The sequence below is a fragment of the Nocardia sp. NPDC005825 genome (assembly GCF_040630175.1).
In the GTDB taxonomy this organism is placed as follows: Bacteria; Actinomycetota; Actinomycetes; order Mycobacteriales; family Mycobacteriaceae; genus Nocardia.
This window is the reverse complement of sequence record NZ_JBEXXC010000005.1, coordinates 521,586-534,310: the sequence shown is the minus strand read 5'-3', so window position 1 is coordinate 534,310 and position 12,725 is coordinate 521,586. Positions and strand designations below refer to the sequence as shown.

The following is a 12,725-nucleotide window of genomic DNA, read 5'->3' as shown; positions in this document are numbered from 1 at the left end:
TAGGAAGGAACACGGAAATGCGCTTTGGCCTACAACTCGGATATTGGGGCGCGCAGCCGCCCGCCAATACGCGGGAGCTGATCGCGGCTGCTGAGGAGACCGGCTTCGACGCCGTCTTCACCGCCGAGTCGTGGGGCTCGGACGCCTTCACCCCACTGGCCTGGTACGGCTCCGACACCAGCCGGGTCCGGCTGGGCACCTCGGTCGTGCAGATGTCGGCCCGTACCCCCACCGCGACCGCCATGGCCGCGCTGACCATCGACCACCTCAGCGGTGGCCGGCACATCCTCGGGCTCGGCGTCTCCGGTCCGCAGGTGGTCGAGGGTTGGTACGGCCAGCCGTTCGGCAAGCCCCTCGCGCGCACCCGTGAATACGTCTCGATCGTGCGGCAGGTGCTCGCCCGCGAGGGCAAGGTGACCAGCGCGGGCCCGCACTACCCGCTGCCCTACAACGGCCCGGGCGCCACCGGATTCGGCAAGCCGCTCAAGCCGATCACCCACCCGCTGCGCTCGGACATCCCGATCTGGCTCGGCGCCGAGGGCCCGAAGAACGTCGCGATGACCGCGGAGATCGCGGACGGCTGGCTGGCCATCTACTACACGCCGCGGCTGGCCGACATGTACAACGAATGGCTCGACGAGGGCTTCTCCCGGCCGGGCGCGCGGCGCTCGCGCGAGGACTTCGAGATCGCGGCCACCGCGCAGGTCATCCTCACCGACGATCCCAAGGCCGAGCTGGATCGGCTGCGGCCGTTCATGGCGCTCTACATCGGCGGCATGGGCGCGGAGGAACTCAACTTCCACGCCGAGGTGTACCGGCGCATGGGCTACGGCGAGCAGGTCGACGAGATCACCCGGCTCTTCCGCACCGGCCGCAAGGAGGAGGCCGCGGCGGTGGTGCCCGACGAGCTGATCCTCGACACCACCATCATCGGCAACGAGGCGCAGGTGCGTGAGCAGCTGAAGGTGTGGGAGCAGGCGGGCGTCACCATGATGCTGGTCGGCGTCCGCGACGTGGCGCAGTTCGAACGGCTGAAGCCGCTCATCGAGTCGTAATCGGTCGTGATCCGGTGCGGAGCGCGCCTCGCTGAGCGGGGTGCGCTCTTCTCGTTTGTCCCCCGCGGGGCGTACGTCGCCGTACTGTGTGAGCGGGGGCACGTCCGCTCAGCGGGACGTGAGCGAAAACAGTGGCTTGTCACACACAAGAACACGTTCTATTTTGGTCCCTGTGAGCTACAACATTGCGGACCTTGTCGAGCACACCATCGACCTCATGCCGGAACGTGTCGCGCTGGTTGACGACGCCCGCTCGGTCACCTACGCCGAGCTGGAGGACCGTGCCAACCGGCTGGCGCACTACCTGCAGGAACAGGGAGTGCAGCCGGGTGACAAGGTCGGCGTCTACTCGCGCAACACCATCGAGGCCGTCGAGGCCATGGTGGCCATCTTCAAGGCGCGGGCAGTCATGATCAACGTGAACTACCGCTACGTTGAGAACGAGTTGCAGTACATCTTCGAGAACTCGGACATGGTCGCGCTGCTGCACGAGCGTCGCTATTCCGACAAGGTGGCCAACGTGCTGCCGAACACGCCGAAGATCAAGTCGGTCGTCACCGTCGAGGACGGCACCGACCTGCCGCTGCCCCCCGGCGCGGGCGAATACGAAGCGGTGCTGGCCGGCTCGCACGGCGAGCGCGACTTCGACGAGCGCTCCTCCGACGACATCATGATGATCTACACCGGCGGCACCACCGGCATGCCCAAGGGCGTCATGTGGCGCCAGGAGGACTGGTGGCGCGTCCTCGGCGGCGGCATCAACTTCTACACCGGCGTCTTCATCGAGGACGAGTGGGAGCAGGCCAAGGGCGGCGCCAGCGGCAACGCGCCCATGGTGCGCTACCCGATCCCGCCGCTGATCCACGGCGGCGCGTTCACCGCCACCCTGCACAGCCTGTTCGACGGCGGCACCGCCGTCATGCTGCCCGAGTTCAGCGGGCACGGCGTGTGGCGGGCCGTGGAGCGCCACGGCGTCAACATGATCTTCATCGTCGGCGACGCCATGGCTCGCCCGCTGCTCGACGCGCTGGCCCAGGGCAACCAGGAAACCGGTGAGCCGTACCAGCATTCGAGCATGTGGGTGCTGGCCAGCAGCGCCGCGCTGTTCTCGCCGGCGCTGAAGGACCAGTTCATCGAGAAGTTCCCGAACGCGCTGATCACCGACTCCATCGGCGCCTCCGAGACCGGCTTCGGCGGTCTGGCCGTGGCCACCAAGGGCGCGACCCACACCGGCGGCCCGCGGGTGAAGATCGACGGGTCCACCAAGGTCATCGACGAGGAAGGCAACGAGGTCGTCGCCGGCACCGGCCAGGTCGGCCTGCTCGCGCGCACCGGCAACATCCCGCTGGGTTACTACAACGACCCGGTGAAGACCGCCGAGACCTTCAAGACCTTCAACGGCGTCCGCTACTCCATCCCCGGCGACTTCGCCCGGGTGGAGGAGGACGGCACCGTCACCATGCTCGGCCGTGGTTCGGTGTCCATCAACTCCGGCGGCGAGAAGATCTTCCCCGAAGAGGTCGAGGGCGCGCTCAAGGCGCACCCGGACGTCTTCGACGCGCTGGTCGTGGGCGTGCCCGACGAGCGCTGGGGCCACCGCGTCGTCGCGGTCGTGCAGTGCACCGAAGGCGCCCGCCCGACCCTCGAGGAACTGCGTCCCACCCTGGTCAAGGAGATCTCCTCCTACAAGATGCCGCGCAGCCTGTGGTACGTGGACGAGATCAAGCGCTCGCCCGCCGGCAAGCCGGACTACAAGTGGGCCAAGGCGCAGACCGAGGCCCGCGAGGCCGACAACCACGCCCAGGCGCCCAGCACCAAGTAGCTCGGCCTCGAAGTTTGTTGTGGGTTCACTGTGCCCGCCCGCATTCTGCGGGCGGGCACAGGTTGTTTCCGATGGGTGTTTGTTGTCGGTGGGCTGTGTCAGGCTGTCTGGCATGAGCGAGCAGGTGGGCGGCACCGTATCGGATGATGTACTGCGGTCTTTCGAGGGCCATCGGCGCGAACTGTGCGCCTACGCCTATCGAATGCTCGGATCCTCGTTCGAGGCCGAGGACGCGGTGCAGGAGACCTTCACGCGGGCCTGGAAGTCCTACGACTCGTTCGAGGGCCGGGCCAGCGTTCGCTCCTGGCTGTACAAGATCGCCACCAATGTCTGTCTGGACATGCTGGACGGCCCGCAGCGCCGGGCCCGGCCCATGGACCTCAACGGACCCTCCACACCCGATTCGCAGTTGCCCGCGCCGGAGCCGGATTACGTGTGGGTGGAACCGATTCCGAACGCGCTCGCCTTCGGCGCCGACCCCGCCGAGGCCGCCAGCACCAAGGACACCCTGCGCCTGGCCTTCGTCGCCGCCGTGCAGCACCTGCCCGCCAGTCAGCGCGCCATCCTCATCATGCGTGAGGTGCTCCGCTTCTCCGCCGGTGAGACCGCGGACATGCTGAACGTCTCGCCCGCCTCGGTGAACAGCGCCCTGCAGCGCGCCCGCGCCACCATGTCGAAGGTGCAGGAGACCGCCACCGTCTCCGATCCCTTCGACGAGCGCAACGAGCAGCAGCGCAAACTGGTCGACGACTTCGTGAAGGCCTTCGAGGCCTACGACATGAGCGCCCTGACCGAGCTGCTGAAAGCCGATGTGGCCCTGTCCATGCCGCCGTTCTCGCTGTGGGTGTCCGGCCCCGAGAACGTGGCCGCCTTCATGCTCGGCACCGGCCAGGCCTGCCGCGATTCCCGCATGGTGCCGCTGGAGGGCGCGAACGGCCTGCCCGCCTTCGGCCACTACAAGCCCGGCGACGAGCCCGGCGTCTGGATCCCGTGGTCCATCACCACGCTGGAACTCTCCGGCGACCGCATCTCCGGCCTCACCTTCTTCCTCGACACCGAGAAGCTGTTCCCCCTCTTCGGCCTCCCCATGGAGCTACGCCCGAACTAGGCTCTCCGCCACGGGAGTCCGGGGAGGGGCGCATGACGGTCGAGTTGCACGCGGACGAGCGGTGGGCGCAGAACCTGCGCCGCATGCTGGTGGGGGCACGGCGCGAGGCGGTCATGGCCATCGCCCGCCCGGTGCGGCCGGAGACCGAATACCGCTCGGAGGACACGGTTTTCCGGCAGTTGCACGAGGCCGGCAAACAGGTGCGGGTGCTGCTGTCGGCCGCGTACGTGAGCAGCCGGGGACGGCAGTCGGTGCTGCGGCAGTTCACCCTCGGCTCACGGATCCGGGTCACCGATACCGAGTTCTGTAATGCGCTGTTTGAGCGAGTGCGAGAACAGTGCGGCGTGGCTGCTGAACGCCCACAGGGACGGAACCTCGTACCGTCCCGCGTGATACGCCTCGAGTAGCGGCTTGGCCATGGCGTCGCCGACCACGGTCAGCACATTGACCCGGTGCTTCTCCACCACCCGCCAGACCTCGTCGGCGTCGAACCGCGGCACGAAAACCACGGTGCCGCCCGAGTTCAGGGCGAGGAACGTCGCCCACTGGGCCGCGCCGTGGATGAGCGGAGACAGTGGGGCCATCACGATGCCCTCGGGCGCGGACCGGGCATCGGCTGCCAATGCCCATTCGTCCGGGACGTATTCGCCGGTGACATGGTTGATGCCGCCGCCGAGCGCCCGCCAGACGTCCTCGTGCCGCCACATGACGCCCTTGGGCAGGCCGGTGGTGCCGCCCGTGTAGAGGATGTACAGATCGTCGCCGCTGCGGGGACCGAAATCCCGGTCGGGGGAGTGGGCGGCCAGGGCGTCGTCGTAATCGGGTCCGATGGCGAGGGTTTCGGTGGGGCCGGGCGCGGATTCCCGAACCTCGGAAATGATCTCCCCGAATTTCGCTTCGTGGACAATTGCTTTCAAATCCGCGTTGCCGACGAGGTAGCGCACCTCGTCGGCAACGTACCGATAATTCACGCTCACCGATACGGCGCGCAGTTTGTAGGTCGCGAGCATCGTTTCCAGAGCTTCGATGGAATTGCGTGAGTAGACGCCGACGTGGTCGCCGGAGCCGATGCCGCGGGCGGACAGGTGGTGGGCGAGCCGGTTGGCGCGGTCGTCGAGTTCGCGATAGGTGAGTCGCCGGTCCTCGCAGATGAGGGCGGTCCGCTCCGGGACCGCGTCGACCGCGTGCTCGAACAGGTCTGCAACAGTGAAAGCCATGGGCTCACCCTGGTTTTCGCGAGGGTGGAGCGCCGGTTCATCGGTTGGCAGGAAGCTGTCAGGCCCGGGCGCGCGGGGGTGTTCCGCGGGCCGATCCCCTCCTGTCCAGATGTGTAGACATGAACCCGGCCCGCGGCTCTCCTACCCTCGCCGCCCGGCCGTTCCATATCAAGATCAAGAAGTCACCCGCATTGGGTGGCTCGCGGATTTGCGGATCACCAGAGGATGATGTCCGAGGTGTCCGGATCCGCGGTGGCGGGGTCGATGCCGCGCGGAGACAGCGTGAACAGCTCCGCGTCGCGGTGCGGGAAAGCCCAGCGCAGACAGTCGATCTGATACTCGGTGACGGCGCCGGTGTCGGGGTCGCGGAGCAGGACGGTGTCGTCGGCGAGTACGGCGGGCGGGCACGGGGTGTTCCAGATCCGGTCGAACTCGGGGCTGGCCCGGCAGGCTTCGCGGATCTCGCGGACCCGGTCGGCGGGGGTGTTGGCGAGCGAGTACTCGGTCAGGCCGAAGACCAGGCGGTGGACGAAATCGACCCAGTTGACCAGGTATCGGCCGGCGCGCGGGTCGTTCATCGTGGCGATGATGACATTGAGCGGCCGGTCCCGGGACCCGAGCCGCGGGTCCAACCACGGGAACAGCCGGACCGCAACGGCATTGGCGGCGAGGATGTTGCTCTCGGGCACCTGGTGCAGCGAGGCCGGGCCGCGCAGATTGCGCATGAAGGTCAGCATGCCGTCGGTCACCGAGCCCCCGGCGGCGGCCGATACCGACAGGTCGTCGCCGGTGGCGATGGACCACAGCACCCGCCGCCGGTTCACCGGGATCTCGAAGAGCGCGGCCAGCGCGTTGAGCATGCTGGGATGCGGGAGGCGCTGGCCGTTCTCGATCTTCTCGTAGCCGCTGCGGGACATGTGCAGCGCCTCGGCGACCGCGCGCTGAGTCATGCCGCGGCGGAGTCGTTCCCGTTTGAGGTACGCGCCCAGTGATATCCCGTGGGGACCTTCGGACTCGGGACTATCGGCGCGCATCGATCAGACAGGATATGCCATGTAGAACGGCTCCCACTGATGGCCGTCGGGGTCGAGGAAGGTGCGGCCGTACATGCCGACCTCGGCTTCCTGGGCCCGCCGGTCCGCGCTGACCTCCTCCTGGCCGCCCGCGGCGAGGGCGGCCTCCACCAGCGCGTCGACCTCCTGGTTGCTGCCCAGGGCGAGCGCGTAGACACTGCCGACGGTGCCGCGGGTGTCGCCCAGTGGGCGGCGGCCGAAGGTGGTGAAGAACTCGTGGGTCAGCAGCATGACGCAGATGTTGTCGTCGACCACGATGCAGGCGGCATTGCCGTCGGTGAAATCCTGATTCACCTTCCAGCCGATGGACTCGTAGAAGCGCTTGGACCGGTCCAGGTCGGCGACGGGCAGATTGATGAAGATCATCTTGCTCGGCATGGTGGCGCGTTCCCTCTCATTCGATGTACTGATGAGGACGAAGCGGGTGCGGGAAACTCATCGGTCGTGCGAGAGTTGCCGGTGGAGGTGCCCGATGAGCTACAGCTATCTGATCGCCCTCACCGGCAGCGGGGGAACGGTTCCGCCGGAGCTGGGGGTGGTGCGGCGGCTGGTGCGCCGGGGCCATCGGGTGACGGTGCTGGCGGAGGAGTCGCTGGCCGAGGCGGTGGCCGCGACGGGCGCGCGGCTGCGTCCCCGGGCCGGTGCCGGGTTCGCGCGCGACACCGCCGACGAGATCGACGCGAATCGGCCCGACCTGGTGCTGGCCTCCTTCTTCGCCTTCGGTGCCATGGTCGCCGCGCAGGCCTGTGAGACGCCGTTCTCGGTGTTGATCCCGGGTGTCTATCCGCTACCCGTGGAGGGTGGTCCGCCGCCCGGCACCGGCTTCACGCCCGCGCACGGACCGGTCGGACGGCTACGTGACCGCTTGGTCGGTTCGCTGGTGCAGCGGCGGTGGGACGAGGAACTGCTACCCAGGCTCAACGCCTTGCGGTCGGATTTCGGGCTGGAACGTCTGGCGCACTACCAGGATCAGGCGCGACTGGCCCGCCGCCAGCTCGTCTTGTCCAGTGCCGCTTTCGATTTCCCGGGTCAGGGACCCGACGGGGTGCGCTGGGTCGGCCCCATCCTCGACGAACCCGACTGGGTCGCCGACACCACCTGGACCCAGACCGACGGCGGCGATCCGCTGGTCCTGGTCGCGCTGTCGACCACGTTCCAGCATCAAACCGACTGCCTGCAAAGGATTTCCGAGGCCCTGGGTCAGCTACCCGTGCGCGGCGTCATCACCACGGGACCGGCGATCGATCCCGCCGAACTCCGTGTGCCCCGCAATGTGTCGGTCCTGCGCGACGCCCCGCACCGCGACCTCATGCGCCACGCCAGCCTGGTCGTCACCCACGGCGGTCACGGCACACTGATGAAATCCTTCGCCGCCGACCTACCGGTCGTGGTCCTCCCGCACGGCCGCGACAATGCCGACAACGCCGCCCGCGTCCGCGGTCACGACGCCGGAATCGTCCTGCCGCGCACCGCCACTCCGCAGCGTATCGCCCGGGCTGTCCGCCATACCCTGCGTACCCCGGCCCACTATCGCGCGGCCGCCGAGCTGGGCCGCGCCATCCGCCGCGACGCGCGCGGCGATGCGCTGCTGCGTGAGCTGGAACCGTCGCCCGAACACCCCGAACAGGTGGGGGAGCGGGTCTTCTCGGTGCGCGAACTCGAGTCCTGAGCATCCGCGCGACACCGGAGGTTTGGCCGAATTTCGCGTGCCACCGGCCGGATATGGCTGGCACGCTGCGGTTTCTCTGTTTAGCGTGAGCCGCATGGATTTCCTGGCCGTTGTGCGCGAGAAGTTGTACGAGTTCGGCGAACTGATCACGCCGGAGGTCGAGCTGTCCGCGCCCGTCCCGTCCTGCGGCGACTGGACCTTCTACGACCTGGTCGACCATGTCGGTCAGGGGAATCTGTGGGTGACCGCGGCGGTCCTGGAGCAGCGGGGGGACTTCCAGGGCGAGCCCGCGCCCAAGGACGTGGTGGGGCTGCGGACCTGGTACGACGGCACGGCGAAGGCGATGATCGACGCGCTGTCGGTCGATCCCGAGACTCCGGCCTGGACCTTCACCTCGCAGATGCCGCGCAAGGTCGGCTTCTGGCAGCGCCGCCGCGCGCAGGAAACCCTCATGCACCTGTGGGACGGCCAGGACGCGCTGGGCACGGCCGAGGCGTTCGATCCGGCGCTCGCCTCCGACGGCGTGACCGAGGTGTTCGAACTGTTCGCGCCCCGCATGATCAAGCGCGGCCTGGCGAGCGAGCCGACCGCGGCGATCAGCGTGCGCGCCACCGACACCGGCGACAGCTGGACCTACGGCCCGGGCGCGCCGGCGGCCGAACTGTCCGGCACCGCGTCGGATCTGCTGCTGGCGCTGTGGGCGCGCAAGGAGCTCGACGACGCCGCGCTGAGCTGGCAGGGGAACTGGGCGGCGGGCAAGCAGGTCCTGGCGGGTCCGCTGGTGCCGTGACCGCGTCCATCGTTCCCGGCACGTGGAACGGCCAGGTGGTGACACGAAAACGGCGAGGCAGTGGCCGGTATGGGAGCCACCGCCTCGCCGTCGGCCGCGTTTGCAGGGTCGGCCGAGTCTCCAGGCCCAACCGGGCCGTGGGAGTTGTGCGTTCCTACTGCGCGTCGGCGAGCAGGGAGCCCAGGGCGCGCAGGTGATCGGTCGCGCCGCCGAGTGCGAACTCGTTGTGCTTGGCCGCCGTGAAGTACTGGTTCACGATGTGGTCGCGGTCGATGCCGACGCCGCCGTGCACGTGCACCACGGTGTGGGCGACGCGGTGTCCGGCGTCGGCGGCCCAGAACTTGGCGGTGTGCACCTCGGCGGTGGCGGGCAGGCCCTCGGCGATCCGCCAGGCCGCCTGCTGCACGGCCAGGCGCACGCCCTGCACGTCGATGTAGCCGTCGGCGAGGCGCTGGGCCACGGCCTGGAAGCTACCGATCTTGCGGTTGAACTGCTCGCGCTCGCGGGCGTAGTCGGCGACCAGTTCCAGGCCCTTCTCGACCACACCGAGCTGGGTGGCGGCCAGGCCGAGCCAGGCCCGCTCCAGCAGCCAGGTCAGGATCTCGCCGCCCTGTTCGAGGGTGCCCACCAGTTCGGCGGGGGTGCCGGCGAATTCGACCTCGGCCTCGGGGGAGCGGTCGGTGACGATCTGGTCCTCGATGCGCACCGAGGCGTGCGCCGGGTCGACCAGGAAGACGGCGGGCGCGCCGTCGACGCTGGCGGACACCAGGATTCGTGCCGCCTGGCGGGCGAAGGGCACGGTGGTCTTGAGGCCGGTGAGCTGCCAGCCGTCGCCCGCGATGGCGGTGGTGACGGGCTTGGCCGGCTCCCAGTTGCGCTCCTCGCTCAGCGCGGCGGTGAGGATGATCTCGCCGGTCGCGGCCTGGGCGGCCAGCTCGCGCTGGGCGGCGGAACCGAACTGCGCCAGCGCGCCCGCGCCGAGCACGATCGACCACAGGTAGGGCACGGGGGCAACGGACTTGCCGATCTCGCGCAGGATGGCGGTCTGCTCGAGCACGCCGAAGTCGCTGCCGCCCACGCTCTCCGGCAGGGCCGCGGCCAGCACGCCGGTCTCGGCGAGCGAGCCCCACAGGCCGGCGTCGAAGCGCACGGTGCGGTTGCCGTCGGCGTCGGTGTTCTTGTCGAGCTCACGCAGCCGGTCGGCGGTGACCAGCTTGCCGGTGACCTCGGCGGTGAGGCGGGCCAGATCCTGCTGCGCCTCGGTGAGGGTGAAATCCATGATGGGTACCTTGGTTTCGGTTAGCGCGCGGCGGCGGGCTGCTTGAGGGCGGTCATGGCGATGATGTCGCGCTGCACCTCGTTGGTGCCGCCGCCGAAGGTGAGGATCAGGCAGGCGCGGTGCATGCGCTCGAGGCGGCCGCGCAGCTGCGAGCCGGCCGAGTCCTGGCGCAGGTAGGCCTGCGGGCCGAGGATCTCCATCAGCGCCCGGTAGGCCTCGGTGGCCAGTTCGGTGCCGTACACCTTGGTGGCGGAGGCGTCCCACGGCCGCGGCGCGGCGTCGCCGCCCTGGTCGGCGCGCGAGGCGATCTCCCAGTTGGTCAGCTTCAGGTATTCGACCTTGGCGTGGATGCGGGCCAGCGAGATCTGCACCCATTCCTGGTCGATGACGCGCTGGCCGTTGGCGGTCTTGGTGTTGCGCGCCCACTCGCTGACCTGGGCGACGGCCAGCGCCAGCGGCGCGGAGGAGGTCAGCGCGACGCGCTCGTGGTTGAGCTGGTTGGTGACCAGCGCCCAGCCGCCGTTCTCCGGGCCCACCATGTCGGAGTGCTTGACCCGCACGTCCTGGTAGTAGGTGGCGGAGGTGTCCGGACCGGCCATGGTGTGCACGGGCGTCCAGGAGAAGCCCTCGGCGTCGGTCGGCATGATGAACATCGAGATGCCCTTGTGCTTCTTGGCATTCGGGTCGGTGCGCGCGGCCAGCCACACGTAGTCGGCGTAGGCGATGAGGGAGGTCCACATCTTCTGGCCGTTGATGATCCAGTCGTCGCCGTCGCGGACCGCGGAGGTGCGCAGCGAGGCCAGGTCGGTACCGGCGCCGGGCTCCGAATAGCCGATGGCGAAGTGCAGCTGACCGGCGGCGATCTTGGGCAGGAAGAACTTCTTCTGCTCTTCGGTGCCGTAGTGCATGATGGTCGGCGCGACCGAGTTGATGGTCAGGAACGGCACCGGGGCGCCGGCGATGGCGGCCTCGTCGGTGAAGATCAGCTGATCCATGGTGGACCGGTCCTGGCCGCCGTACTCCTTGGGCCAGCCCAGGGCGAGCCAGCCGTCGCGGCCCATCTCCTCGACGACCTCGCGGTAGACATTGCCCTCGCCGTACTCTCCGGTCTGGGCCGAAAGCGCTTGCCGCCGTTCGGGAGTGATGAGCTTGGTGAAATAGTCACGCAGCTCGGCACGCAGCTGTTCCTGTTGCGGCGTGTAGGCGATACGCATAGCAGTACCTCTAGCCTTCGTTTCTCGGTTCTGCCGATCATCGCACGCGAGTGAAACATGTTCCAGTATTGGTTCCGGTTAGGGCTACTTTGCTGTTCTGGGCGGGGGTCTGCTTGTTAGGCTCGAACAGAACCTGTGTTGAAGGAGAGAACTATGAAGGTCATCGTCGATTTCGATCAGTGCGAAGCGAACGGGATCTGCGTTGGAATCGCCCCTGACGTGTTCGATCTCGATGACGACGACAACTTGCACGTCAACGAGGTCGCGGTCACCGAGGACAACCGCAAGGACATCGAGTCGTCCGTGGCGCAGTGCCCCAAGGCTGCGCTGAAGCTGGTCTGAGGCCAGCCCCGCCCGCCGGGGCCGGTCCTTGCCCGGCGGGTGGAACACGTTCTAGAGTCGCCGTCGTGAGCGAATCTGATGTGAGTCTTTCCGGCCGGGTTGCCGTCGTTACCGGTGCCGGCGCCGGGCTCGGCCGGGCCGAAGCCCTCGAGCTGGCCCGCGCGGGCGCGTCGATCATTGTCAACGACCTTGCCGAGAACGACGCGGTCAGCGCAACCCTCGCCGATATCCGGGCGCTGGGTGTGAAGGCGGAGTTCGTCGGCGGCAGCATTGCCGAGCGGTCCACCGCCGATGCCATCATCCGTACCGCCGAGGAGTCCCTCGGTGGCCTGGACATCGTGGTCAACAATGCCGGGATCACCCGGGACAAGATGTTGTTCAACATGTCCGACGAGGACTTCGACGCGGTCGTCGCCGTGCACCTGCGCGGGCACTTCCTGCTGACCCGCAACGCGGCCGCCTACTGGCGTGCCAAGTTCAAGGAGACCGGTGCCCCCGTCTACGGGCGCATCATCAACACCTCCTCCGAGGCCGGTCTGCTCGGCCCCGCCGGTCAGGCGAACTACGGTGCGGCCAAGGCCGGTATCACCGCGCTGACCCTGTCCGCGGCCCGTGCCCTGGAGCAGGTCGGCGTGCGCGCCAACGCGATCGCGCCGCGCGCGCGGACCGCCATGACCGAGAACGTCTTCTCCGCGGCTCCCGAGCAGGGCCCGGACCCGCTGTCGCCCGATCACGTCGCGCGCCTGGTGGCCTTCCTGGCCTCCCCGGCGGCCGAGAAGATCACCGGCCAGCTGTTCGTCGTCTACGGCCCGATGGTGGCCCTGATGGCGGCCCCCGTCGTCGAGCAGCGCTTCGACGCCGAGGGCGAGTTCACCCGTGAGGGCCTGGCCGCGACCCTCGGCGGCTACTTCGCCGACCGCGCTTCGGGCGCCACTTTCTCGGCCTCTTCTTTGAAGGATCTGGGCTGAGGTTTTCACCTCGATTCCCCCGCTCGGGGGCCGCGTGTCCGCTTGACAGACCCGGCCCCCGACCCCGCGGTTGATCGCGAGATCGATCATTGGTAGGAATGGGGATCAACTATGTGTGTCGCCTCACAATGCGGCATACCTCTGACGGTTAGGCTCACCTGAACATGTTCTTGAAACTGGACACCAGT

Annotated in this window: 12 protein-coding genes; 7 read left to right on the top strand and 5 right to left on the bottom strand. The window is 68.4% G+C overall.

The features are described from left to right. Positions 1-17: 17 nt before the first annotated feature. From ABZ382_RS17485 to ABZ382_RS17475, 3 genes are all read left to right on the top strand, one after another. Positions 18-1,055, top strand: coding sequence for an LLM class F420-dependent oxidoreductase (locus ABZ382_RS17485; protein WP_357089761.1), 1,038 nt, complete (start codon positions 18-20; stop codon positions 1,053-1,055). 172 nt (positions 1,056-1,227) lie between these two features. Further along, positions 1,228-2,877 carry an acyl-CoA synthetase gene (locus ABZ382_RS17480; RefSeq protein WP_357089758.1) on the top strand — a complete coding sequence of 550 codons (1,650 nt, stop codon included), beginning with the start codon at positions 1,228-1,230 and terminating at the stop codon, positions 2,875-2,877. A gap of 112 nt (positions 2,878-2,989) precedes the next feature. Beyond that, positions 2,990-3,985 carry a sigma-70 family RNA polymerase sigma factor gene (locus ABZ382_RS17475; protein ID WP_357089756.1) on the top strand — a complete coding sequence of 332 codons (996 nt, stop codon included), beginning with the start codon at positions 2,990-2,992 and terminating at the stop codon, positions 3,983-3,985. A gap of 275 nt (positions 3,986-4,260) precedes the next feature. Here ABZ382_RS17475 and ABZ382_RS17470 read toward each other — a convergent pair whose 3' ends face one another. From ABZ382_RS17470 to ABZ382_RS17460, 3 genes are all read right to left on the bottom strand, one after another. Next, positions 4,261-5,202 (bottom strand): AMP-binding protein, encoded by a 942-nt coding sequence (locus ABZ382_RS17470; RefSeq protein WP_357089753.1) that lies wholly within the window; start codon positions 5,200-5,202, stop codon positions 4,261-4,263. A gap of 215 nt (positions 5,203-5,417) precedes the next feature. Beyond that, the gene (locus ABZ382_RS17465; protein ID WP_357089751.1) at positions 5,418-6,236 is read right to left on the bottom strand and encodes a helix-turn-helix domain-containing protein; all 819 of its coding nucleotides are present in this window, start codon (positions 6,234-6,236) and stop codon (positions 5,418-5,420) included. Between the two features lie 3 nt (positions 6,237-6,239). Next, positions 6,240-6,653 carry a VOC family protein gene (locus tag ABZ382_RS17460; protein ID WP_357089749.1) on the bottom strand — a complete coding sequence of 138 codons (414 nt, stop codon included), beginning with the start codon at positions 6,651-6,653 and terminating at the stop codon, positions 6,240-6,242. 94 nt (positions 6,654-6,747) lie between these two features. On the opposite strand from ABZ382_RS17460, the gene ABZ382_RS17455 reads away from it, so the two are divergent. Both ABZ382_RS17455 and ABZ382_RS17450 read left to right on the top strand, forming a co-directional pair. Further along, complete coding sequence (locus ABZ382_RS17455; protein ID WP_357089747.1) at positions 6,748-7,944, top strand: nucleotide disphospho-sugar-binding domain-containing protein; 1,197 nt, start codon at positions 6,748-6,750, stop codon at positions 7,942-7,944. Between the two features lie 94 nt (positions 7,945-8,038). Next, the gene (locus ABZ382_RS17450) at positions 8,039-8,734 is read left to right on the top strand and encodes a maleylpyruvate isomerase family mycothiol-dependent enzyme (RefSeq protein ID WP_357089953.1); all 696 of its coding nucleotides are present in this window, start codon (positions 8,039-8,041) and stop codon (positions 8,732-8,734) included. 154 nt (positions 8,735-8,888) lie between these two features. Here ABZ382_RS17450 and ABZ382_RS17445 read toward each other — a convergent pair whose 3' ends face one another. Together ABZ382_RS17445 and ABZ382_RS17440 are read right to left on the bottom strand one after the other, a co-directional pair. Beyond that, positions 8,889-10,013, bottom strand: a complete 1,125-nt coding sequence (locus ABZ382_RS17445; protein WP_357089744.1) for an acyl-CoA dehydrogenase family protein — start codon at positions 10,011-10,013, stop codon at positions 8,889-8,891. A 20-nt stretch (positions 10,014-10,033) separates the two neighbouring features. Continuing rightward, a complete protein-coding gene (locus ABZ382_RS17440) occupies positions 10,034-11,227 on the bottom strand; it encodes an acyl-CoA dehydrogenase family protein (RefSeq protein WP_357089741.1) in 1,194 nt (397 codons plus the stop codon). Positions 11,228-11,380: 153 nt separating this feature from the next. Between ABZ382_RS17440 and ABZ382_RS17435 the strand changes: the two genes are divergently transcribed. Together ABZ382_RS17435 and ABZ382_RS17430 are read left to right on the top strand one after the other, a co-directional pair. Further along, positions 11,381-11,569, top strand: coding sequence for a ferredoxin (locus ABZ382_RS17435; protein ID WP_213558270.1), 189 nt, complete (start codon positions 11,381-11,383; stop codon positions 11,567-11,569). Between the two features lie 65 nt (positions 11,570-11,634). Beyond that, a complete protein-coding gene (locus ABZ382_RS17430) occupies positions 11,635-12,537 on the top strand; it encodes a 3-oxoacyl-ACP reductase (RefSeq protein ID WP_357089737.1) in 903 nt (300 codons plus the stop codon). Positions 12,538-12,725: the final 188 nt, after the last annotated feature.

Coding starts and splice junctions, on each gene's coding strand:
- ABZ382_RS17485 (WP_357089761.1), top strand. CDS start 18: ATGCGCTTTGGCCTACAACTCGGATATTGGGGCGCGCAGCCGCCCGCC.
- ABZ382_RS17475 (WP_357089756.1), top strand. CDS start 2,990: ATGAGCGAGCAGGTGGGCGGCACCGTATCGGATGATGTACTGCGGTCT.
- ABZ382_RS17470 (WP_357089753.1), bottom strand. CDS start 5,202: ATGGCTTTCACTGTTGCAGACCTGTTCGAGCACGCGGTCGACGCGGTC.
- ABZ382_RS17465 (WP_357089751.1), bottom strand. CDS start 6,236: ATGCGCGCCGATAGTCCCGAGTCCGAAGGTCCCCACGGGATATCACTG.
- ABZ382_RS17460 (WP_357089749.1), bottom strand. CDS start 6,653: ATGCCGAGCAAGATGATCTTCATCAATCTGCCCGTCGCCGACCTGGAC.
- ABZ382_RS17455 (WP_357089747.1), top strand. CDS start 6,748: ATGAGCTACAGCTATCTGATCGCCCTCACCGGCAGCGGGGGAACGGTT.
- ABZ382_RS17450 (WP_357089953.1), top strand. CDS start 8,039: ATGGATTTCCTGGCCGTTGTGCGCGAGAAGTTGTACGAGTTCGGCGAA.
- ABZ382_RS17445 (WP_357089744.1), bottom strand. CDS start 10,013: ATGGATTTCACCCTCACCGAGGCGCAGCAGGATCTGGCCCGCCTCACC.
- ABZ382_RS17440 (WP_357089741.1), bottom strand. CDS start 11,227: ATGCGTATCGCCTACACGCCGCAACAGGAACAGCTGCGTGCCGAGCTG.
- ABZ382_RS17435 (WP_213558270.1), top strand. CDS start 11,381: ATGAAGGTCATCGTCGATTTCGATCAGTGCGAAGCGAACGGGATCTGC.